Source organism: Bradyrhizobium sp. CIAT3101 (assembly GCF_029714945.1).
Taxonomy (GTDB): domain Bacteria; phylum Pseudomonadota; class Alphaproteobacteria; order Rhizobiales; family Xanthobacteraceae; genus Bradyrhizobium.
Genome location: NZ_CP121634.1, coordinates 239,140 through 261,020, shown reverse-complemented (window position 1 = coordinate 261,020; position 21,881 = coordinate 239,140). Strand labels below are relative to the sequence as shown.

The 21,881-nt window shown below is 64.9% G+C and carries 20 protein-coding genes; 9 read left to right on the top strand and 11 right to left on the bottom strand.

The annotated features are described in order from the left end of the window. Positions 1–259 precede the first annotated feature (259 nt). Positions 260–1,903: a S53 family peptidase gene (locus tag QA645_RS01060; RefSeq protein WP_283047625.1), complete on the top strand. Its 1,644-nt coding sequence runs from the start codon at positions 260–262 to the stop codon at positions 1,901–1,903. 128 nt (positions 1,904–2,031) lie between these two features. Here QA645_RS01060 and QA645_RS01055 read toward each other — a convergent pair whose 3' ends face one another. Next, on the bottom strand, positions 2,032–3,447 hold the full coding sequence (locus QA645_RS01055; RefSeq protein ID WP_283047622.1) for an MFS transporter: 1,416 nt from the start codon (positions 3,445–3,447) through the stop codon (positions 2,032–2,034). A 330-nt stretch (positions 3,448–3,777) separates the two neighbouring features. Next, positions 3,778–4,710: a LysR substrate-binding domain-containing protein gene (locus tag QA645_RS01050; protein ID WP_283047620.1), complete on the bottom strand. Its 933-nt coding sequence runs from the start codon at positions 4,708–4,710 to the stop codon at positions 3,778–3,780. Between the two features lie 104 nt (positions 4,711–4,814). Between QA645_RS01050 and QA645_RS01045 the strand changes: the two genes are divergently transcribed. Both QA645_RS01045 and QA645_RS01040 read left to right on the top strand, forming a co-directional pair. After that, positions 4,815–5,990, top strand: a complete 1,176-nt coding sequence (locus QA645_RS01045; RefSeq protein ID WP_283047618.1) for a CoA transferase — start codon at positions 4,815–4,817, stop codon at positions 5,988–5,990. Further along, positions 5,987–6,934, top strand: a complete 948-nt coding sequence (locus QA645_RS01040; RefSeq protein WP_283047616.1) for a hydroxymethylglutaryl-CoA lyase — start codon at positions 5,987–5,989, stop codon at positions 6,932–6,934. Before QA645_RS01045 ends, QA645_RS01040 begins: the two co-directional genes overlap by 4 nt. 52 nt (positions 6,935–6,986) lie before the next feature. Here QA645_RS01040 and nikR read toward each other — a convergent pair whose 3' ends face one another. Beyond that, positions 6,987–7,433: a nickel-responsive transcriptional regulator NikR gene (gene nikR / locus QA645_RS01035; protein WP_254127326.1), complete on the bottom strand. Its 447-nt coding sequence runs from the start codon at positions 7,431–7,433 to the stop codon at positions 6,987–6,989. 187 nt (positions 7,434–7,620) lie between these two features. Next, positions 7,621–10,080: a heavy metal translocating P-type ATPase gene (locus QA645_RS01030; protein WP_283047614.1), complete on the bottom strand. Its 2,460-nt coding sequence runs from the start codon at positions 10,078–10,080 to the stop codon at positions 7,621–7,623. A gap of 50 nt (positions 10,081–10,130) precedes the next feature. Here QA645_RS01030 and QA645_RS01025 point away from each other — a divergent pair, with 50 nt between their 5' ends. Then, positions 10,131–10,406, top strand: a complete 276-nt coding sequence (locus QA645_RS01025) for a metal-sensitive transcriptional regulator (RefSeq protein WP_007598521.1) — start codon at positions 10,131–10,133, stop codon at positions 10,404–10,406. 195 nt (positions 10,407–10,601) lie between these two features. Here QA645_RS01025 and QA645_RS01020 read toward each other — a convergent pair whose 3' ends face one another. Then, positions 10,602–11,576, bottom strand: a complete 975-nt coding sequence (locus QA645_RS01020) for a YiiX/YebB-like N1pC/P60 family cysteine hydrolase (protein WP_283047612.1) — start codon at positions 11,574–11,576, stop codon at positions 10,602–10,604. Positions 11,577–11,763: 187 nt separating this feature from the next. On the opposite strand from QA645_RS01020, the gene QA645_RS01015 reads away from it, so the two are divergent. Beyond that, entirely contained in the window at positions 11,764–13,143 is a 1,380-nt protein-coding gene (locus QA645_RS01015; protein ID WP_283047611.1) for an NAD(P)/FAD-dependent oxidoreductase, read from the top strand. Between the two features lie 182 nt (positions 13,144–13,325). On the opposite strand, the gene QA645_RS01010 is transcribed toward QA645_RS01015, so the two are convergent. From QA645_RS01010 to pheS, 3 genes are read right to left on the bottom strand one after another with little or no spacing between them, the layout of a single operon-like run. Next, complete coding sequence (locus QA645_RS01010; RefSeq protein WP_283047609.1) at positions 13,326–14,096, bottom strand: sulfite exporter TauE/SafE family protein; 771 nt, start codon at positions 14,094–14,096, stop codon at positions 13,326–13,328. A gap of 55 nt (positions 14,097–14,151) precedes the next feature. Then, on the bottom strand, positions 14,152–16,560 hold the full coding sequence (gene pheT, locus QA645_RS01005) for a phenylalanine--tRNA ligase subunit beta (RefSeq protein ID WP_283047607.1): 2,409 nt from the start codon (positions 16,558–16,560) through the stop codon (positions 14,152–14,154). Next, positions 16,557–17,639 carry a phenylalanine--tRNA ligase subunit alpha gene (gene pheS, locus QA645_RS01000; protein WP_254127321.1) on the bottom strand — a complete coding sequence of 361 codons (1,083 nt, stop codon included), beginning with the start codon at positions 17,637–17,639 and terminating at the stop codon, positions 16,557–16,559. The genes pheT and pheS overlap by 4 nt, the downstream gene beginning before the upstream one ends. 151 nt (positions 17,640–17,790) lie before the next feature. Here pheS and QA645_RS00995 point away from each other — a divergent pair, with 151 nt between their 5' ends. Further along, positions 17,791–18,216 (top strand): hypothetical protein, encoded by a 426-nt coding sequence (locus QA645_RS00995; RefSeq protein WP_283047604.1) that lies wholly within the window; start codon positions 17,791–17,793, stop codon positions 18,214–18,216. A 35-nt stretch (positions 18,217–18,251) separates the two neighbouring features. Here the strand turns inward: QA645_RS00995 and rplT are convergent, their stop codons facing one another. Both rplT and rpmI read right to left on the bottom strand, forming a co-directional pair. Further along, positions 18,252–18,611, bottom strand: a complete 360-nt coding sequence (gene rplT, locus QA645_RS00990) for a 50S ribosomal protein L20 (RefSeq protein ID WP_014490867.1) — start codon at positions 18,609–18,611, stop codon at positions 18,252–18,254. Between the two features lie 91 nt (positions 18,612–18,702). After that, positions 18,703–18,903, bottom strand: a complete 201-nt coding sequence (gene rpmI, locus QA645_RS00985; protein WP_027535561.1) for a 50S ribosomal protein L35 — start codon at positions 18,901–18,903, stop codon at positions 18,703–18,705. 271 nt (positions 18,904–19,174) lie between these two features. Here rpmI and QA645_RS00980 point away from each other — a divergent pair, with 271 nt between their 5' ends. Then, entirely contained in the window at positions 19,175–19,573 is a 399-nt protein-coding gene (locus QA645_RS00980; RefSeq protein ID WP_283047600.1) for a hypothetical protein, read from the top strand. 63 nt (positions 19,574–19,636) lie between these two features. On the opposite strand, the gene infC is transcribed toward QA645_RS00980, so the two are convergent. Continuing rightward, a complete protein-coding gene (infC, locus tag QA645_RS00975) occupies positions 19,637–20,176 on the bottom strand; it encodes a translation initiation factor IF-3 (protein WP_148778009.1) in 540 nt (179 codons plus the stop codon). Positions 20,177–20,428: 252 nt separating this feature from the next. Here infC and QA645_RS00970 point away from each other — a divergent pair, with 252 nt between their 5' ends. Continuing rightward, positions 20,429–21,217, top strand: a complete 789-nt coding sequence (locus tag QA645_RS00970) for an alpha/beta hydrolase (protein ID WP_283047598.1) — start codon at positions 20,429–20,431, stop codon at positions 21,215–21,217. A 147-nt stretch (positions 21,218–21,364) separates the two neighbouring features. Beyond that, positions 21,365–21,832, top strand: coding sequence for a nuclear transport factor 2 family protein (locus QA645_RS00965; protein ID WP_283047597.1), 468 nt, complete (start codon positions 21,365–21,367; stop codon positions 21,830–21,832). The last annotated feature ends 49 nt before the right edge of the window (positions 21,833–21,881 follow it).

Genomic DNA, 21,881 nt, shown 5'->3' with positions numbered 1-21,881 from the left:
ACAAGCATCCGTTGTCGACAAGCGTCTTTCATTGGTCGGCCAGGCCAGCCAATGGTTGCAATCTGAGGTCGAAAAAGCAGGCGCCGAATGGTCCGCACTATTGACCGATTCCGTGCCGATTTGAGGCAGTGAGAAATGACTCTACCAAACAAGACTATTTCGGAAAAAATCGCTCAATCATCTGAACCAATTCGCCGCTGAGATTACACCTATAGTTGAGGTGCGACAATCAGCCTTCCAATCACAAACGGAGGAAGTCATGGCAAGCTCGACTAAGCGTGTCACGCTGGCGAACAGCGCCCGTAAATTGCCGAAGGGGGCCAAGGTCGTCGGTGCGGCCGATCCCAAGCAGGAAATCGAGATCAGCATTCGCCTGCGGGCGAAGCGCTCCGACGACGAACAGGTGATGGCGCTCGGCGCGCAACCGCCGCGCGAGCGGCAATATCTTTCCCGCGCCGAGTTCGCCGAACAGATGGGCGCCGATACCGCCGACGTCGCCAAGATCGACGATTTCGCGCATCACCACGAGCTCAACGTCAAGAGCGTGCACTTGGCCTCGCGCACGGTGAAGCTGACCGGTACGGTGAAGGCGATGAACGCCGCCTTCGGCGTCAAGCTCGACAAGGTCAAGCACGACGGCGCGACCTATCGCATGCGCAAGGGCAATGTGCAGATCCCGGCCGAGCTCGAAGGCATCGTGGTCGGCGTGCATGGCCTGGACAACCGGCCGGTGGCGCAGCCGCATTTCCGGCGCAAGCTTGCGAAGAAGGGCGCGACCGCGCGCGCGGGCCAGGGCGGCAGCTTCTCGGTCGAGCAGATCGCGCAGCTCTACAACTTCCCGGGCGGTGAGACCGGCGCCGGCCAGTGCATCGCCATCATCGAGCTCAACGATATCGACACCAAGGGTCATCCCACGGGCGCCGGCTACAAGACCTCGGACCTGAAAACCTTCTTCAAGAAGGCGGGCATCCCGATGCCGCGGATCGTCCCCGCGAGTGTCGACGGTGGCGCCAACAAACCGGGCCATTCCGATGCCGATGGCGAGGTCGTGCTCGACATCGAGGTGGCCGGCGCGATCGCGCCCGGCGCCAGGATCGTGGTCTATTTCGCGCCCAACACCACCAATGGTTTCATCGACGCGGTGAAAGCCGCCGTCCACGACAGCGCGCGAAAACCCTCGGTGATCTCGATCAGCTGGGGCGGACCGGAAGATCCGGCCGGCTCGCAGCAATTCGTCGACGGCCTCAACGAGGCGATCCGCGATGCCGCCGCGATGGGTGTCACCGTCTGTGTCGCCTCCGGCGATAACGGTTCCGCGGACATGGCCGAGGGATGGGACGGCAAGCCGCACGCCGATTTCCCGGCCTCGAGCCCGTTTGCACTGGCCTGCGGCGGCACCAATTTGCGGGCCTCGAACGGGACCATCACCGAAACGGTCTGGAACGGCGGCCCACAGGACGGCGCCGGCGGCGGCGGTGTCAGCATCGTATTCCCGAGGCCGCAATACCAGGCCAACGCACATGTGCCGAAATCGCCGTCGCATTCGGTCGGGCGCGGCGTGCCCGATGTTTCCGGCGATGCCGATCCCGCGACCGGCTACCAGATCTTCCTCAACGGCGTCATGACCACGATCGGCGGCACCAGCGCTGTGGCGCCGCTAATGGCCGGACTGATCGCCCGCATCAACGAGGCCACGACCAAGAAGTTCGGCAAGACGGTCGGCTTCATCAACCCGCTGATCTACGCCTCGCATGCACAAGGCGTGTTCCGCGACATCACGGTCGGCAACAACGATATCACCGGCGATCTGCACGGCATGTACAAGGCCGGCCCCGGCTGGGATGCCTGCTCCGGCCTGGGTGTTCCCAACGGCGCAGCGTTGCAGAATCTGCTGGCAACGTGAGGTCGTAGAGACTGTCTCTTTTCCCTCTCCCCGTTCTTACGGGGAGAGGGTTAGGGTGAGGGGCTGTCTGCGCGGAAAGACTCTGGATTGCTTCGCTGCGCTCGCAATGACGCGAGGAGGGACCGCGGCTACATCGTATCCAACGCCTTGCCGCGCACGTTCGGGCCGAACAGCGCCATCGTGATCACCACGATCAGCATGGCCACGGTGATCAGGCCGAACACGCCGATGACGCCGGCTTCCTTCAACATGTAAGCGACGATGAATCCGGAGAATGTCGCGCTCAGCCGGCTCATCGAATAGACGAGGCCGGAGGCCTGCGCGCGGATCTGGGTCGGGAACACCTCGGTCTGGTAGGCGTGATAGGCGTAGGACATCGTCGTGTTGCAGGCGGTCAGCAGCACGCCGCAGACGATCAGCAATCCGGGCTCGGTCAATTGCGCGAACGCCATGCCGAACACGATGATGGCGATGCAGGCGCCGGCGATGATCCATCGGCGTTCGAACTTGTCGGCGAAGCTGGCGGCGAGCAGCGGCGCGATCGGATAGGCAACGGCGACGATGAAGGAATATTGCAGGCTCTTGGTGACGGTGATGCCCTTTTCCACCAGCAGCGTCGGCACCCAATTGGCAAAGCCGTAGAAGCCGAAGGCCTGGCAGAGGTTGAACACCATGAACAGGACCACGAGCGAGACATAAGGCGGGCGGAACAGATCGGCAAAGCCGATGCGTGCGAGCGTCTGCGTCGTCGGCCGTGCGAGCGAGGGGGCGGGGCCCGGTGCGGCGGTGCCGCTTCGGGCTTCCAGCGTCGCGAGAATTCGGAACGCCTCCTCGGTGCGCCCATGGCGCGCCAGCCAGAGCGGGCTCTCCGGCAGGAACAGCCGGAGCACCCAGATGATCATGCTGGCGGCGGCGCCGATCAGCACCACCCAGCGCCAGCCCTCGACGCCATAAGGCGCCAGCGGCACCAGCCACCAGGCGAGGAAGGCGACCACTGGCACGGCGATGAACATGATCGCTTGGTTCACCGCGAAGGCGCGTCCACGCACCCGGCTCGGCACCAGCTCGGTGATGTAGGCATCGATGGTGATGACCTCGACGCCGATGCCGATTCCGGCCAGGAAGCGCCAGAGCAGCAGGCCTTCCGACGAGGTCTGGCAGGCCATGATCACCGACGCCGCGCTGTAGCCGAGCAGCGCACAGGTGAAGATCGCGCGGCGGCCGAAACGGTCGGCGAGGAAGCCGAGGAAGAAGGTGCCGACGAAGAGGCCGGCGAAGGTCGCAGCGACGAAGGCGCCGATGCCTGAGAAGCCGAAGAAGGCGGTTGTCGTCGTGGAGAGCAATCCGCTGCGGCTGAGCCCCGGCGCGATATAGCCGGTCAGGAACAGATCGTAGATCTCGAAACAGCCGCCGAGCGAGAGCAGGATAACGAGCCGCCAGATGTACGCCGTCGCCGGCATCGCCTCGAGCCGCCGCGAGATCTCGTCCGGTCCGGATGGTGCAGCGCCGAGCTCAAAGCCTGTGTCGATGCCGACAACGCTCATGAAGTCCTCCCGTGGCGCGCGAATCGCGCGCGGTTCCCGGCGGCTCATCTCTGTGGTTTTTCGTAAGCCTTGCCGGACCGCGCCATGTTGGCGCGTCGATGCCGGAAATCCAGAAGAACATATCGATGGAAGCGTTCGAGATTTTCGAACTCAGGCTGATGGGGCAGGACTGTCGGTCGGCACGCTCGGTCACCTCGCCCGCTTGCGGGAGAGGTCGGCGCGCAGCGCCGGGTGAGGGTTCTTTCCGCAACGGGACAATCCCGATGAGGAGATACCCTCACCCCAGCCCTCTCCCGCAAGCGGGAGAGGGAGTGCAGCACCGTCGCCCCCTTACCCCACCAGCTCCGCCTGCCAGGCCCCCTCGCGCACCTGCTCGGCGATCAGCGCCAGTATCAACCGCCGCATCTCTTCCATCGCGTAGGTCATCGGGCGGTTGCGCAGGCGGCAGAGATAGAGCGTGCGGGTGAGTTTCGGGGCGATCACCTCGCGCGCGACCAGGCGGCCGGCGGCGAGCTCCTCCCGCGCGAACAGCTTGGTCGCGATAGTGCAGCCGAGCCCCTCCACCAGCGCGCCGGTCATGCCCGTGATCGAGTTCGCGTGCAGGATGGCGCTGCCTTCCAGCCGCTTGAGCAACACGGGATCGTCGAGCAGCGCACGCGAGGACAGGCCGAGGCCGTAGCGCAGCAGGATCAGCGGCAGCCGGCTCAGTTCCTCGAAGCGGATCGGGGTCTTGGTCTTGCCGACCAGTTTTGGAATGCCGACCAGGAACATCTCCTCCTCAAGCACGGCTTCCGTAATCAGCTCCTTCTCCGACGGCGGGTTATAGACCAGCGCCAGATCGACATTGGAGATCATCAGGTGCATCAGCGTCGCGCCCGACAGGCTCTCGGTCAGCGACAGCTTGAGCTTGGGATATTTGGTCAGCACCGTGCGCATCAGCTCGACGCCGATCGCCTTGACGCCGGAATTGGCCATGCCGATCGAGATCTCGCCGGCAATGACGCGGGCGCCCTCGCGCACCTCGGTCTCGGCTTCCGCCATCGCGCGCAGGATGATGCGGGCGTGCTCGTAGAGCCGTTCGCCGGCCGCGGTCGGGTCCATGCCGCGCGACTTGCGCTCGAACAGCGGCGTTGCGAACTCGGCTTCCAGATTCGAGATATGATGGCTCAGCGCGGACTGCGCGACATTCACCTGGTCGGCCGCCCGCGACAGGTTCCGCTGCTCGTAGACGGCGATGAAGTAGCGGAGCTGGCGCGAATCCATGATGGTCCAGCGTTCTATAAGTGCGAAGGCAATCTTCGACAGATTATATTTTTAAGAAGGCTTGTGAAGGCCTAGTCTTCAAGCCGAACGGACAGGAGTGACGGATGGCTGAGACCGGATTGCCGCTCGAAGGCGTACGAGTCGTCGAGATGACGCACATGGTCATGGGCCCGACCTGCGGCATGATCCTGGCGCAACTCGGTGCCGACGTGATCAAGGTCGAGCCGCCCGCCGGCGACAAGACCCGCTCCCTCGGCGGCATGGGCACGGCATTTTTTCCGCTGTTCAACCGCGGCAAGCGCAGCGTGGTGCTGGACTTCGAGAAGCCTGCGGATCGCGACACCATGCACCGGCTGCTGGAAACGGCCGACGTGTTCCTGGAGAATTTTCGCGACGGCCTGCTCGAGAAGCAGGGATTGGGCGCCGAGGAACTGCGCCGCCGCCATCCGCATCTGATCATCGCCGGCCACAAGGGTTTTCTGTCCGGCCCCTACGAGCATCGCCCCGCGCTCGACGAAGTCGTGCAGATGATGTCGGGCCTCGCCGCCATGACCGGCACCAAGGAGAAGCCGCAGCGTGTCGGCTCCTCCGCCAACGACATCATGGGCGGCATGTTCGGCGTGATCGCGATTCTCGCTGCGCTCTATCAGAAGCGCGGGGGCAAGCGCGACGGCGCCGACATCCGCATCGGCCTGTTCGAGAACTGCCTGTTCCTGGTCGCCCAGCACATGGTCGAATACGAGATGACCGGCAACAAGCCGCGCTCGATGCCGGAGCGCGAGCATGCCTGGCCGATCTACGACATCTTCGATGCCGCCGGCGACGGCCGCATCTTCATCGGCGTCGTCACCGAGGGCCATTGGCAGGCGTTCTGCCGGGAGTTCGGCCTGAGCGAGTTTCTCGATGATCCCACCTTGCGCACCACGACCGATCGCATCCTGGCGCGGCCGCGGATCCTTCCGCGCGTGGCCGAGATCATCCGGCAGCGGGACGTGGCGGAGCTGTCGCAGAGGCTCGACGCGCTCAACATCTGCTTCTCGCCCATCAACCGGCCCGAGGACCTCCTCACCGATCCGCATGTGCTGCGGCCCGGCGGGCTCGTCACCAACATCACCGCCGACGGCAAGCCGTTCCATGTGCCGACGCTGCCGATCGAGTGGAACGGCGACCATCTCGGTGAAGGCCTGAAGGTCGCGCCGCTCGGCGCCGACACATCGGCGGTCCGCGCCGAGATCGACAACAACGACGTCACGTCAAAAGCCGCTGGGAGGCGCACATGAGCCGGATCGAGACCATCTACCCCGCGGACCGCGTCAGCCTGCGCGAGGTCGGCCTGCGCGACGGTCTTCAGCTCGTGAAGAAGTTTCCCTCCACCGAGGCCAAGCAACGCTGGGTGCGTGAAGAATATGCGGCCGGCGTGCGGCATTTCGAGGTCGGCTCGTTCCTGCCGGCAAAGACCTTTCCGCAATTCGTCGATGTCCGCGATGTCGTCACGACGGTGGCGAGCCTGCCGGGGGCCCACGGCATCGCGCTGGCGCTCAATGAGCGTGGGGTGAACGAGGCGCTGCAATCCGGCGTCGGCGAGATCGCCTCGGTGGTGTCGGCGACGGAGGAGCACAGCCAGGCCAATGCGCATCGTTCGCGCGACTCCGCGATCGCCAATGTGAAGCGTCTCTGCGAAATGCGCGACGCCAGCGCCCACAAGCCATTGGTGAATGCCGCGATCTCGATGGCGCTGGGCTGCTCGATCACCGGCGCGGTGGACCCTGCGGAGGTGCTGCGTCTCGTCGACAAGTGCCTCGAGGCCGGCGTCGATTTCGTCGCGATCGCCGACACCGTTGGTTACGCCGGACCGAAGCAGGTGGCCGAGCTGACCCGCGGCGCGGTCAAGCTTTCGGGATCAAAGCCGATCTGTATCCATCTCCACGACACCCGCGGCATGGGCATCGCCAATGCATCCGCCGCGCTGGATGAAGGCGCACGTATTCTGGACGGTTCGCTCGGCGGCCTCGGCGGCTGCCCCTTCGCGCCCGGCGCGACCGGCAACGTGGTGTTCGAAGACCTCGTGTTCCTGTGCGAGAGCAAGGGCTTTGCGACGGGCATCGATCTCGACAGGCTGATCGCGGTCCGCAAGATCCTGCGCGAGGAGATGCCGAACGAGCAGCTCTATGGCGGCCTCGCGCGAGCAGGGTTGCCGGGCGGGAGCGCTGCGAAGGCGGCGTGATCTTGCTTGCCCTCCAGGGGAGGGTAAGAGTGGCCCGCTCTGCTAGTCTAACCTACTCATGCCGATGCCCGTGCTTCCGCACCTTGGCCGGCTTGCCTTCCCCCGTCGGGATCATCACCACACGTCCATAGCGCACGCCGCGCTCCGCGATGATGTGGTCGGCGAAATGCTTGACCTCGGCGGCATCGCCCTTCAGCGCGGTCATCTCCATGCAATTGTTGTCGTCGAGATGGACGTGCAGCGTCGCCAGCGCGAGGTCGTGGTGGCCGTGGAATTCCTGCACCAGCCGTTTTGAGAGATCGCGCGCGGCGTGGTCGTAGACATAGACGAGCCCGGCGACGCAGGGGCCGGTCTGGGCGGTGTCCTCGCTCGATTGCTGCAGGCCGGCGCGGGCGAGATCGCGAATGATCTCCGAGCGGTTCTGGTAGCCGCGCGCCTCGGCCGCGGCATCGATCTCCGCCAGCAAATCGTCCTCGATCGTGATCGTAATCCGCTGCATCAGGTCCTCTCCGCGCGCCTGGTCTCTCTTACCTCGCCCCGCTTGCGGGGAGAGGGTCGGGGTGAGGGGGAGTCTCCACAGGGACGGTAGGAGTTGGACTCGCGGAGAGTCCCCCTCACCCGGAATTCAAGCTACGCTCGAATTCCGACCTCTCCCCGCAAGCGGGGCGAGGGAGCGCACCTTCGCTTCACAGCCGCGTCGCCTGAAGCCGCAGCGCGTTGCCGACCACGCTGACCGAAGACAGCGCCATCGCGGCGGCCGCGATGATCGGCGACAGCAGCACGCCGAAGGCAGGATAGAGGATGCCGGCGGCGATCGGGATGCCGGCGGCGTTGTAGATGAAGGCGAAGAACAGGTTTTGCCGGATATTGCTCATCGTCGCCTGCGACAGCTTTCGGGCCCGGACGATGCCGGTGAGATCACCCTTCAGCAGCGTGACGCCGGCGCTTTCCATCGCCACATCAGTGCCGGTGCCCATGGCGATGCCGACCTCGGCTGCAGCCAGCGCCGGGGCGTCGTTGACGCCGTCGCCGGCCATCGCGACGCTGCGGCCGGCCTTTTGCAGCTTTGTCACCACCGCGCTCTTCTGGTCCGGCAGCACCTCGGCCTCGACGTCGGCGATGCCGAGCCTGCGCGCGACGGCTTGCGCCGTGGTGCGGTTGTCGCCGGTCAGCATGATCACCTTGATGCCTTCGGCGGCGAGCGCCTTCAGCGCCTCCGGGGTCGAAGCCTTGACCGGATCGGCGATGGCAAACAGTCCGGCGAGCTGACCGTCGATCGCCATGTTGATGACGGTGGCGCCGTCGCCACGCAGGCGCTCGGCCTCGGCATCGAGCGCTTTCGTGTCGATGCCGATCGACGTCAGATACTTCGCGTTGCCGAGGACGATGCTCTTGCGGTCGACCTTGCCCGTCGCGCCCTTGCCCGTCGGCGAATCGAACTCTTCGACCTGGCCGAGGCCGAGCTGCTTCTCCTTGGCTGCGCGCACGACCGCGTCGGCGAGCGGATGCTCGCTGGCACGCTCGACGCTGGCCGCAAGCCGAAGGATGTCATCCTCGGCAAAGCCGGATGCCGGCACGATCGCGACCACCTTGGGCTTGCCCTCGGTCAGCGTGCCCGTCTTGTCGACCACCAGCGTGTCGATCTTCTCCATCCGCTCCAGCGCCTCGGCATTCTTGATCAGGACACCGGCCTGCGCGCCGCGGCCGACGCCGACCATGATCGACATCGGGGTCGCCAGCCCCAGCGCGCAGGGGCAGGCGATGATCAGCACGCTGACGGCGGCGACGAGGCCGAAGGCAAGCCGCGGCTCCGGGCCGAACCACGCCCATGCGGCGAAGGCTGCGATGGCGACGGCAATCACCGTCGGCACGAACCAGCCGGCGACCCGGTCCGCCAGTCGCTGGATCGGCGCGCGCGAACGTTGCGCGTCCGCGACCATCTGCACGATCTGCGACAGCAGCGTTTCGCGCCCGACCTTGTCGGCGCGCATGATGAAGCTGCCCGACTGGTTGAGCGTGCCGGCAATCACCTTGGCGCCAACCTCCTTGGTGACGGGCATGGACTCGCCGGTCACAAGCGATTCATCGAGCGAGGAGCGGCCCTCGAGAATGACACCGTCGACCGGCACCTTTTCGCCGGGACGTACGCGCAAGGAATCGCCAGCGTGCAGAGCGTCGATTTCGACCTCATGCTCGCCGCCATCGGAATCGACACGCCGCGCGGTTTTCGGGGCAAGCTGAAGCAGCGCCTTGATCGCGCCCGAGGTGGCATCGCGGGCGCGCAGCTCCAGAACCTGGCCGAGCAAAACCAGCACGGTGATGACCGCGGCGGCTTCGAAATAGACGGCGACCGCGCCCTCATGGCCGCGGAAAGTGGCGGGGAAAATCTGCGGCACGATGGTGCCGATCAGGCTGTAGACATAAGCCACGCCCGTGCCCATCGCGATCAGCGTGAACATGTTGAGGTTGCGCGTGACGAGCGACTGCCAGCCGCGGACGAAGAACGGCCAGCCGGCCCAGACCACGACAGGGGTCGCAAAGACGAGCTGGATCCAGTTCGACAAAGTCGGATCGATCCAGTTGTGGGGCCCTGCGAGATGGCCACCCATCTCCAGCACCACAGCGGGCAGCGCCAGCGCGCCGCCGATCCAGAACCGGTGCGTCATGTCGGCGAGCTCCGGATTCGGTCCGGTCTCCAGGCTCGCGACCTCCGGCTCCAGCGCCATGCCGCAGATCGGGCAGCTGCCGGGTCCGACCTGGCGGATCTCAGGATGCATCGGGCAGGTGTAGATCGTGCCCGCTGGCATCTCCGGCTCGGGCGCCTTGTCCTTCGCGAGATATTTTGCGGGATCGGCGGCGAACTTGGTGCGGCAGCCGGCCGAGCAGAAATGGAAGGTCTCGCCGTGATGTGTGAGGCGGTGCTTTGACGTCGCGGGATCGACCGTCATGCCGCAGACGGGATCAAGAACCTTTGCCGCGGCCGTTCCATGGTCGTGGGCGTGGTGGTGGTCATGGCCGGCATGATCGCCATGGCCGCCGCAGCAGGACGAGGCCGCGGGTTTGGGAGGCGCGGCGGTCTTGGCGGAGCAGCCGCATCCGGAATGCGTGTTCCCGTCGTGATGATGCTCGTGGTCCGCGTCGTTCATTCCTGCACTCCGGCCTTGTAACCTATACCCGGTAGGGGTATATAGACCCCATGCGCAAGGACATCAAGGCATCCGTCGGAAAACGTCTCGGCCGGATCGAGGGCCAGGTTCGCGGCCTGTCGAAAATGGTCGAGGAGGATCGCTACTGCATCGACATCGTCACGCAGATCTCTGCGGTGCGCGCCGCGCTACGCCGTGTCGAGGAAGAGGTCTTGAAGGACCACGTCGCCCATTGCGTCGAGCATGCGATCGCGAGCGGCGACAAGGCGGATCAGCGCGAGAAGATTGCGGAGCTGATGGCGGTGATTGGACGAGCGGAGCGGTAGGGCGCGCTCTCATTGCGAGCGCAGCAACTGTGGAAAAGCGATATCGCGCCACACCCACAGGTGTCGTCCCGGCGAAGGCAGGGACCCATAACCACAGGGAGTGGTTTGGCGAAGACTCGTTGTTCTGTACTTCTACCGTCAGCGAGCGTTAGATCACGCGGTATGGGTCCCGGCCTTCGCCGGGACGACTGCTGTTTATGCAGCTCTTTCGCGAGCTAGCCGGCGGCGCCGTGGGCGGTACATCGCCAGCCGCTTCAGCAGCGGGAAACGCTCGGAGTCGATGTCGCGTTGAACCGTTTCCGCACTCACTTGCTCAGCCGAAACCTCAGCCGGCGCTTCTTCGTCAATCGCTTCAGGAACGAGCGGCGGCGCACGGAGCGTTTCTGGAAACACACCGAATGAGCCCGCTACCTCCTCGAGCGGCTTTTGCTTGTCGGCCCAGTGCAAGGCTGTGTAGTCGAAGCCGTGCACGATGGTGGGTTTGACCACTTCGAAATAGGGCGAGATGTCGAAGTCGCGGGGCATGTAGAGCGAGGAATCGCGGATGTGCAGGATCTCGCGGCGGGCGGCACGGCTGCCGGCCTTGGTGATCTTCGGCAGGATCGGATAGCGCACGGCGTCGAAGGCCTGCGCGATCAGCGCCGAGCAGATGATCTTGGTCGGATCGCCCGACCCGATCGCAATCATGCGCCGCCGCCATCGCTGCGGTATCGGCAGCGGGAACAGGAAGCGCATCAGATCGATGATGTTCTTGGTGTCGTAGCCGAAGCCGATGCGGTTGATCGCATAGCGGCACACCGTGGTGCGGTCCTCATAGGACAGCCCGACCGGGCGGCAGACGCGGGTGTGGTACGGAAAATATTTTGACAGCGGCGCGGAGGTGACGCCTTCGCCGATATTGGCCTCGATCAGCACATGCGGCTCGCCGTTGGGCTCGACCGCGCCCTCGACCGGGCCGACATAGAGCGCGGCATGCGACCAGGTCGACTGCGTCAGATATTTGATGATGCCGGAGATGCGGTTGTTGCCCTCGACCAGCATCACGTCGCCGGGCTGGATCACGCCGCGCAGGTGCTCGGGGTCGCTCGGCGTGAACGGCTCGTAGCCCGGCACCTCCTTCGAGAGGTACGCGGCAATCACCTTGCCGACTGAATCTAGGACCGTCCCCATGAACTCCCCCTGGGCCTTTCTGGCCATCTTTTTTCCATCTGTATCATGGTCGAAACCTGTTGCAATTCAGTTCATGGGTCTGTGAGGTCAAGCACGATTGATTCACCATGATGGTTGCTGCGCAACATCAGATGCGGCAAGGTTCGCTTGCTGTTCCCGTTCGCTGCAAGTCTCCGGAAACCATGACATGACAATCACGCGCCGCAGCTTCCTATCGGCGTCGGCGGCCTTTGCTGCGATGCCGGTCCTGGGCGCAACTGCCGCACCCCTGCCGCGCGAGGCTGACATTGTCGTGATCGGCGCCGGTGCGGCCGGCATCGCTGCGGCGCGGCGCGTCATGGCGGCCAATCGCAAGGTCGTCGTGGTGGAGGCGGCGTCGCAAATCGGCGGGCGCTGCATCACCGACAGCACCACCTTCGACGTCCCGTTCGATCGTGGCGCGCGCTGGATGCACAATCCCGACACCAACCCGATGATCCGGCTGGCGCGCAGTGCCGGGCTCGATGTCTCGCCGGCACCGTCCGGCCAGAAGATGCGCATCGGCCGCCGCAATGCCCGCGCGGGCGAGACCGAGGAGTTTTTGGCAGCGCTGGTGCGCGCCAACCGTGCCATCGACGAGGCCGCGCGCGGCAAGCTCGACACGTCCTGCGCATCGGTCCTGCCAAAAGAGCTCGGCGATTGGGCGGGCGCCGCCGAGTTCGTGCTCGGTGCGAGCTTCGCGGGGAAGGACCTGAAAGAGCTGTCGGCGATCGACAAGGCGCGTGCGCAGGACCGCAACGCTCCGATCGCCTGCCGCCAGGGTCTCGGCACCCTCATTGCCAAGCTCGGCGAGCAGGCGCCGGTCGTGCTTTCGACCCCGGCAAGCCGGGTCGTCTGGAGCAATCGCGACGTCAGCGTGGAGACGCAAGCGGGCAAGATCGCCGCGCGCGCCGCTATCATCACGGTTTCGACCAACGTGCTCACGAGCGGTGCGATCAAGTTTGCGCCCGACGTTCCCAAGCGCACGCTCGATGCGGCGTCGAAGCTCACGCTCGGCAGCTACGATCACATCGTGCTGCAACTGCCGGGAAATCCGCTCGGGCTCTCGCGCGACGACATCCTGATCGAGCAGAGCAACTCGACGCGCACCGCGCTGATGTTCGCCAATATCGGCGGGTCCTCGCTGTGCTCGATCGACGTCGGCGGTTCGTTCGGCCGCGATCTCTCCGAGCAGGGCGAGAAGGCGATGGCGGCCTTCGCCAGGGAATGGATCACGAAGCTGTTCGGCAGCGAAGCGGCCGCCAATGTGCAGAAGACCGCCGTGACGCGCTGGAATGCCTCGCCCTATGTCATGGGCGCGATGTCGGCAGCCTCTCCCGGCGGCCAGCTGTCGCGAAAAATCCTGAGCGAGCCGATCGGCAATGTGTTCCTCGCCGGCGAAGCCACGCACGAGACGCTGTGGGGCACGGTCGACGGCGCCTGGGACAGCGGCGAGCGCGCGGCCGACGCCGCGCTCCGTAAAATTGGCGCGCTGAAGGACGAGCCGGCCGAGGTGCCGACGCAGTCGACGAAGAAGCGGCGTCGCTGAGGCAGTAGGGGCAGAGGCAACCAAGCCGCAACAAACTCCGCCGTCGTCCCGGACAAGCGAAGCGCAGATCCGGGACCCATAACCACAGGAAGTGGTTTGGCGAAGACTCGGAGTTATCACCTCGCCCGATCGCTTCTCCCTGGGGTTATGGGTCCCCGCGTTCGCGGGGACGACGGCGGAGATTACCGCAGCACCCCGTCCAGCACCGGCAACCCGGTGATCACTGCGATCGCGATCAGCCCATAGCAGATTCTGCGAAACACGATCTCGCTCGCGCGGCCGAACAGGGATGCGCCGAAGGCGACGCCGATCGCGTAGACCGGCCCGACGATCAGCGACAGCAGCAGCGACTCGCGCGAGATCAGGCCAGTGGTGGCATAACTGACCATCGAGAAGAAATCGGACGCGCCGAAGAACAGCACGATGTTGGCGCGCGCCACGATGGGAGCGATGGGGCGGCCGAGCCAATAGCCGACGATCGGCGGTCCGCCGGTCTGCGCCAGTCCGCTGCAAAAGCCGGAGAGGCCGCCGATGCCGACCGAAAGCCAGGCATGGTCCTTGCCGCGATAGCGCCAGCCCGACAGCAGCAGCAGAAGCAGCGCAGCGACGAAGCAGGAGATGATCCAGCGCGTGGTGACGGGCTCGAGCACGCTGAGGAAATAGGTGCCGACGGGCACGCCGACCAGCGCGCCCAGCACGATCACCGCGGTCGCCTTGCGATCCGCCTTCCGCCACGCATCAAGCAGCAGCGGCGCCGCCGCGACGAAATCGATCACCAGGAGAAGCGCCGCAACCAGCCGCGGCGCCGCGACGCTGCTCGCCAGCGGCATGAAGATCAGCGCCGAGCCGAACCCCGAAAAGCCGCGCGCAGTGCCTGAAACGAAAGCGATGGCACAGAGCGCCATCGCGATAGTGAGACTGACATCCTTGGGAAGGAAGTCCGTGAGCGTCATGCTCGATGTCTCGTGAGCATGACGTTGTCCGAAAACCGCTTCGCGCTTTTCGGCATCATGCTCTCAGAGAGCCGCCGGTCTTCTTCGTGACCTCCGCCACGATTTTCGCGGCAACCGCCTCGATCTCCTGGTCGGTCAGCGTCTTCTCGCGCGGCTGGATCGTCACGGCGATGCCGATCGACTTCTTGCCGTCGTCGATGCCCTTGCCTTCATAGACGTCGAACACGTTGACGCCGGTGATCAGCTTCTTGTCGACGCCTTGCGCAGCGCGCACGATGTCGCCAGCCTTCACGGCGCGGTCGACGATGAAGGCGAAGTCGCGCGACACCGGCTGGAACGCCGACAGCTCGATCAGCGGCTTTGCGCGGGTCGGCTTCTTCTTGGCTTCCGGAATGCGGTCGAGCGTGACTTCGAACACGACGAGCGGGCCGTCGGCGCCGAGCGCCTCCAGCGCGCGCGGATGCATCTCGCCGAAGGTGCCGAGCACGTTCTGCGGGCCGATCTGGATGGTGCCGGAGCGGCCCGGATGCAGCCAGGCGGGACCGCCGGCGACGATCTGGAGCGCCTGCATCGGCGCGCCGGCCGCGGCCAGCACGGCAAGCGCATCGGCCTTGGCGTCGAACACATCGGCCTGCGCCGAGCCCGACCAGTGCCGTCCCGATCCGTCCGACGACGCAAGGCCGCGGCGCACGCCGCTCGCCGCCATGAACTGATCCTGCGGACGGTCGCCCTTGAAGACCTGGCCGACCTCGAACAGCACGACGTCGCCATAGCCGCGATCGGCATTGGCCTGCGCGGCTACCACCAGGCCCGGCAACAGGCTCGGCCGCATGTCGGAGAGGTCAGCGGCGATCGGGTTGGCGACTTCGAGCTCGCGCTGGCCGCCGCCGAACAGTTTTGCCGCGGGCTTCGTGATGAACGACCACGTCACGGCTTCGATCATGCCGCGGCTCGCGAGCGCGCGCCGGGCGCGGCGGGTGCGAAGCTGCAGCGGCGTCAGCACGGATTTGCGTGCATCCTCGCCACGCTCGAACGGCGTCATCGGCACCTTGTCGACGCCGTAGATGCGGACGACTTCCTCGACGATGTCGGCCTTGCCATGCACGTCAGTGCGCCACGACGGCACCGCGACCTTCACGACGGGGCCCGGGCCCGCCATCATGAAGCCGAGATGGCTCAGGATGCGCTTCATCTCGACCTGCGGCACCTCGATGCCGGAGAGACGCTTGACCTCGGTGAGCGGGAAATCGATCACGCGATCGTCGCCGAAGGTCTTGCCCACCACGACGTTCTCCGACGGCGTGCCGCCGCACAGCTCCAGCACCAGCTTGGTGGCGAGCTCGAGCCCCGGGACCATGAAGGCCGGATCGACGCCGCGTTCGAAGCGGTAGCGCGCATCGGAGTTGATGCCGAGCTTGCGGCCGGTCTGGGCGACGTTGATCTCGTTCCACAGCGCCGATTCGATCAGCACGTCGGTGGTGTTTTCGTCGCAGCCCGAGGCTTCGCCGCCCATGATGCCGGCGAGCGATTCGACGCCATGCTGGTCCGCGATCACGCAGATCGAGGGATCGAGATTGTAGGCGCGGCCGTCGAGCGCGAGCAGCGCCTCGCCGTCGCGGGCGCGGCGCACCACGAGATTGCCCACCACCTTCTTGGCGTCGAACACGTGCAGCGGACGCGCGCGGTCGTAGGTCATGAAGTTGGTGATGTCGACCAGCGCATTGATCGGGCGCAGCCCGATCGCGGTCAGCCGCTTCTGCAGCCATTCCGGCGACGGGCCGTTCTTCACGCCACGCACGAGGCGCAACGCAAAGCCCGGGCACAGCGTGGCGTCCTCGACCGTGACCTTCACCGGGCAGGGGAATTCGCCCTTGATCGGCTTGATCGAGGGATCCCTGAACTTGCCCATGTCGGCAGCGGCGAGGTCGCGCGCGATGCCGTGCACGCCGGTGCAATCCTGCCGGTTCGGCGTCAGGTTGATCTCGATCACGGGATCGCCAAGGGCCGCCCATTCGGCGTAACCCGCGCCGATCGGTGCATCCGCCGGCAATTCCATGATGCCGTCATGGTCGTTGGAGATCTGCAACTCGGCCGCCGAGCACAGCATGCCGCGGCTCTCGACGCCGCGGATGGTGCCGATGCCGAGCGTGATGTCCTTGCCGGGAATGTAGGTGCCGGGCGGCGAGAATACGCTGACGAGCCCGGCGCGCGCATTCGGCGCACCGCATACGACCTGCACCGGCGCACCACCGTCACCGGTGTCGACCATGCAGACGCGCAAGCGATCTGCATTCGGATGCTGCTCGGCCGAGATCACCTTCGCGATGGTGAACGGCTTCAACGCCTTCGCCTTGTCCTCGATGTTCTCGACCTCGAGCCCGATCATGGTGAGCTTGTCGGCGAGCTTTTCCAGCGGCTCGTCGGTGTCGAGATGATCCTTCAGCCAGGAGAGGGTGAATTTCACGAGCTCAGCCCTCCCGCGAGTGTCGGCACTTCGAGCGGCTTGAAGCCGTAATGGTTGAGCCAGCGGACGTCGCTGTCGAACAGCTGGCGCAGGTCGGCGATGCCGTATTTCAGCATGGCGATGCGGTCGATGCCCATGCCCCAGGCAAAGCCCTGATACTCGTCGGGATCGATGCCGCAGGCGCGCAGCACGTTCGGATGCACCATGCCGCAGCCGAGAATCTCGAGCCAGTCCTCGCCCTCACCGAAGCGGATCTCGCCCTTGTCGCGGCGGCACTGGATATCGACTTCCAGCGACGGCTCGGTGAAGGGGAAGAACGACGGCCGGAAGCGCATGTTGATGTGATCGACCTCGAAGAACGCCTTGCAGAACTCGTGCAGGATCCATTTGAGGTGGCCGAGATGCGAGTGCTTGTCGATGACGAGCCCTTCGACTTGATGGAATTGCGGCGTGTGGGTCGCATCGGAATCGATGCGGTAGGTGCGGCCCGGGCAGATCACGCGGATCGGCGGCTTCTGGCTCAGCATGGTGCGCACCTGCACCGGCGAGGTGTGGGTGCGCAACAGCATGCGCGAGCCATCTTCCTTCGGGTGGAAGAAGAACGTGTCGTGCATCTCGCGCGCCGGATGGCCTTCCGGAAAATTCAGCTTGGTGAAGTTGTAGTCGTCGGTCTCGATGTCGGGGCCTTCGGCGACCGAGAAACCCATGTCGGCGAAGATCGTGGTCAGCTCGTCCCACACCTGGCTCAGCGGATGGATGCGGCCGGCTTCGGCCTGGGCATCGCGCAGAGGCAAGGTCACGTCGATTGTTTCGGATGCCAGCCGCGCATCGAGCGCTGCGGACTTCAGCAGGTCGCGCCGTGCGGCGAGCGCCTCGGTGACCTTGTCCTTGGCCAGGTTGATGGCCGCACCTTGCGTCTTGCGCTCGTCGGGCGACATCTTGCCGAGCGTGGCAAGTAGCGCCGAGATCGAGCCCTTCTTGCCGAGGGCTGCGACGCGCACCGCTTCGAGCGCGGCTTCATCGCCGGCGCCGGCGATCTGGTCGAGGATGGATGTTTCGAGCGTTGCGAGGTCGGACACAGTCAAATCCTTGCTGCCAAATTCGGCTGGGTTGTCGCCGCCCGAAGGCCGTAACGTCAAGCAAAAAGCCGGTCATTTCGGGCATGGGACCAGCTGGGTTGAACCTCGCGCGGGGGCCGGGCACCAAGGGGGATACGAGGAGACCTTTGCGATGCTTTCGAAATGCTGCCGTGCCGCTTCCCTTGCCGTCGTGGCCATCGTCCTGTCGGTCGCGGCCACCCCGGCGCGCGCCATGGTCTGCATGGACACATCCATGACGCTGGACGAGGTCGCCGACACCATCAGCGCGCAGAAGAGCTGCGAGAGCGCGATGAAGGTCTTCAGGGATTGCGAGCTGACCGCTAGCGGCGACGTCCAGCTCGGCGCCGCCGTCGAAAAGAAATGCGAGGCGGACTTCAAGCCCGGCCTCAGTGCCGCACAAACGCAGGCGTACAAGCGCGAGATGCACGCATGCGATATCAAGTACCGGAACAAGTCCGGCACCATGTATCTCTCGTTTACGGCATTCTGCCGGGCGGAGGTCGCCCAGCGTTACTCGCAACGCGCGCTGAAGGCTGTGGGCTCGAAGGCCCGCTAGCGCAAGCCTCAGGCCGCCAGAGCAGCCTTGCCGTATTACGCCGCGAGGGCGGCTTTGGCCTTCTCGGCGATCGCCTGGAACGACGCGGGCTCGTGGATCGCGAGATCCGACAGCACCTTGCGGTCCACGGTGATGCCCGACTTGGCGAGACCGTCGATAAATCGGCTGTAGGTCAGGCCGAACGGACGGACGGCAGCGTTGAGACGCTGGATCCAGAGAGCGCGGAAGGTGCGCTTCTTGCGCTTGCGATCACGGAACGCGTACTGCTGGGCCTTCTCCACGGCCGGCTTGGCGGCGCGGATGGTGTTCTTGCGGCGGCCGTAGAAGCCCTTGGCGGCCTTGTAGACTTTCTTGTGCTTGGCGTGAGCGGTCACACCGCGTTTGACGCGAGACATGACAAAAATCCTTCAGAGATGACTTCGGTTTGGGATCGCCGCGAAAGGCGCGGCGCGGATGGCAATGATCTTCGACGATCGCTGGACGCGATCAGGCGTTCGGCAAGAAGTACTTCTTGACGTTGTCGCCGTCGGTCTTGAACAGCACGGATGTGCCGCGGAGCTGACGGATCTGCTTCTTCGTCCGCTTGATCATGCCGTGACGCTTGCCGCGATGGGCGAACATCACTTTGCCGGTGGCAGTCACCTTGAAGCGCTTTTTAGCGCCCGATTTGGTCTTCAGCTTGGGCATTTGGCTCTCCTAATGGCCACAGAGTTCCGCCCGCAAAGGCGGCTGGCCGTCAAAAATGCTCGTTAGAGCGTTGATTGTGCTCAGGTTTTACGAACAAGCGCGAAACCCGCACGAAACACCGCCACGGCAGCCCTTAATCAGCCGGGCGATGAAGGCCGGGCTTATGACAGAGAACGGGCGAATTGGCAACGATGAACCGCCCGAACCCGGGCGCCGACTATTCGGAGTTACTACATCCTTGTCCAAGTCGTGTGACTCGAGCAGGACCAAAATGGCCCATTTTTCCCAATCGCTTTTGTCTGTCGTCGCCCGTCCGCGCCATCTGGCGCTGTTCGCCGTGCTTGCCGCTGCCGCCGTTCCGTCGACGGCCGATGCCCGCATCCGCAGCTATGACGGTGTCTGGAATGTCACTTTCGCCACCACCCGCGGCAATTGCAGCTCGGGCTACAGCGTCCCCTTCACCGTCACCGGGAGCCGGGTGTCGTCGGCCGGCGGCGGCCGGGTGTCCGGCACGGTCAATCGTGGCGGCGCCGTTGCGGTCCAGGTGTCGGTCGGCGCCTCGCACGCCGCCGGCGGTGGAAGGCTCGGCGGTGCGGCGGGTGCAGGCTCCTGGAGGGGCATCATTTCCGGAGACCAGTGCAGCGGCACGTGGCAGGCGACGCGGACCTGACAACAAAACGGCCCGCCGGGGATCCGGACGGGCCGTTGAACTCTCAGTCCTGAAGAGCTGCGCTCAGCGCGGCGCCAGGACCATGACGACCTGACGACCCTCGAACCGGGCGTCCTGCTCGACCTTGGCGAGCTCGGCGACGTCGGTCTTGATCTTGTCCAGCAGCTTGGTGCCGATCTCCTGGTGCGCCATTTCGCGGCCGCGATAGCGCAGGGTGATCTTGACCTTGTCGCCCTCCTCGAAGAACCGCAGCATCGCGCGCATCTTCACGTCATAGTCGTGATCGTCGATCATCGGGCGGAGCTTGATCTCCTTGATCTCGACGGTCTTCTGACGCTTGCGGGCTTCGGCGGCTTTCTTCTGGGCGGAATACTTATACTTCCCGTAGTCCATGATCTTGCAGACGGGAGGGCTGACATTTGGCGAAATCTCGACCAGATCCATGCCGGCTTCCTGGGCCATCTTGATGGCAAGCATCGTCTCGACGGTGCCTTTGTTGTCACCGGTCTGATCGATCAGCTGGATCTGCGCATTGCGAATATCATCATTGATGCGCGGCCCGTCTTTGGCGGCAGGCGCCGGGGCTCTATTGGGACGGCGAATGGGTAGTTCTCCAAAGTTGTGAAAGGAAGCGGCTATTTTGCAGGAAGATGCGTTTGCGGGCAAGCAACTCGCTCCTGCAGGGAGCGAAAAACCCTCAAATGCGAGGCTTTTTGGTCACGCCCATCGACACGGTGCTCGACATAGACACCTTGCACCTGTTCCGCAAGCGTCCCAAAGGGACAATACCAATATAGGGTTGTTTCCCGGAATGCGCCCGGACAGCTCAAACCCCACAGCCAGAGTAAACGTTCCATGACTTCAGCAATTCCAGATGCCGTGCTTGATTTTATCGATGTGGGTGAGGGCCCGTCGGCGCGCCGGATCGCGGTGCGCCGCCGCGCCGGACAAGGGCCCGGCGTGGTCTGGCTCGGCGGCTTCAAGTCGGACATGCAGGGCGGCAAGGCGGTGGCGCTTGACGGCTGGGCCGGCGAGCATGGCCGCGCCGCGGTCCGGTTCGACTATTCCGGCCATGGTGAATCCAGCGGCGATTTCGCCGACGGAACCATCGGAAGCTGGCTCGAGGACAGCGTCGCCGTGTTCGAGCGATTCTGCACCGGCCCGCAAATCCTGATCGGTTCCTCCATGGGCGGCTGGATGGCGCTGCTGCTCGCGCGCGAGATCACGAAGCGCTCGGGAAAGGCCTCGCTCGCCGGCCTGGTGCTGATCGCGCCGGCGCCCGACTTCACGGAAGAGCTGATGTGGAAGAATTTTTCGCCCGAGGTGAAGAAGGAGATCGAGACCAAGGGGTTTTGGCTGCGACCGTCCGAATATGGTGACGGCACGCCCTATCCGATCACGCGCAAGCTGATCGAGGAGGGACGCAACCATCTCGTGCTCGGCAGCGCGATTGATCTCGGCTGCCCCGTCCGCATCCTGCAAGGCGCCCAGGATCCTGACGTGCCGTGGCAGCATGCGTTCGCGCTGACGCATCGCCTGCCCGCCGACGATGTCGTGTTGACCATGATCCAGGACGGCGATCACCGCCTGTCCCGCCCGCAGGACATCGCGCGCATTCTTGCCGCGGTGGCGGAGATCGGGTGAAGTGCCGCTAAGCACTCGGTGTCATCGCCCGACTTGATCGGGCGATCCAGTATTCCAGAGGCAGCAGCGATAGAGCCGATAAGCCTCGGCGTACTGGATGCCCCGGTCAAGCCGGGGCATGACAGAGAATGGAAGGGAGAAACGCCAATGACCACCGCCGCCATGCTGCGCGCCTTCTGCGATGCGGTCGAACAACGCAACGGTCGCGCCTTTGCAGACCTGTTCACCGAGGACGGCGTCTATCACGACGTGTTCTACGGCGCCTTTGCGGGCCGCGAAAAGATCGCCGCGATGGTCGATGATTTCTTCTATCGCACGGCGACGGATTTCCGCTGGGACATGCATGATCCCGTCAGCAACGGCACCACGCTCTATGCGCGCTACACCTTCAGCTACAAATCAACCCTGCCGGAAGCAGGCGGCGCGCGTGCGATGTTCGAAGGCGTCGCGATCATGACGCTGCGCGACGGCAAGATCGTCAGCTATCACGAGGTCGCCAACACCGCGCCGGCGTTCGTCGATCTGAAATTCGCGCCGGAGCGGATTGCCAAGATCGTCGGCAAGCAGGGCGCAGAGCTGAAGGCGCGGGACGAGATGAAGCGGCATCTGGCGTGATGCACCGCTCTCTCATTCCCTCCCCCCTTGCGGGGGAGGGAGCGCAGCG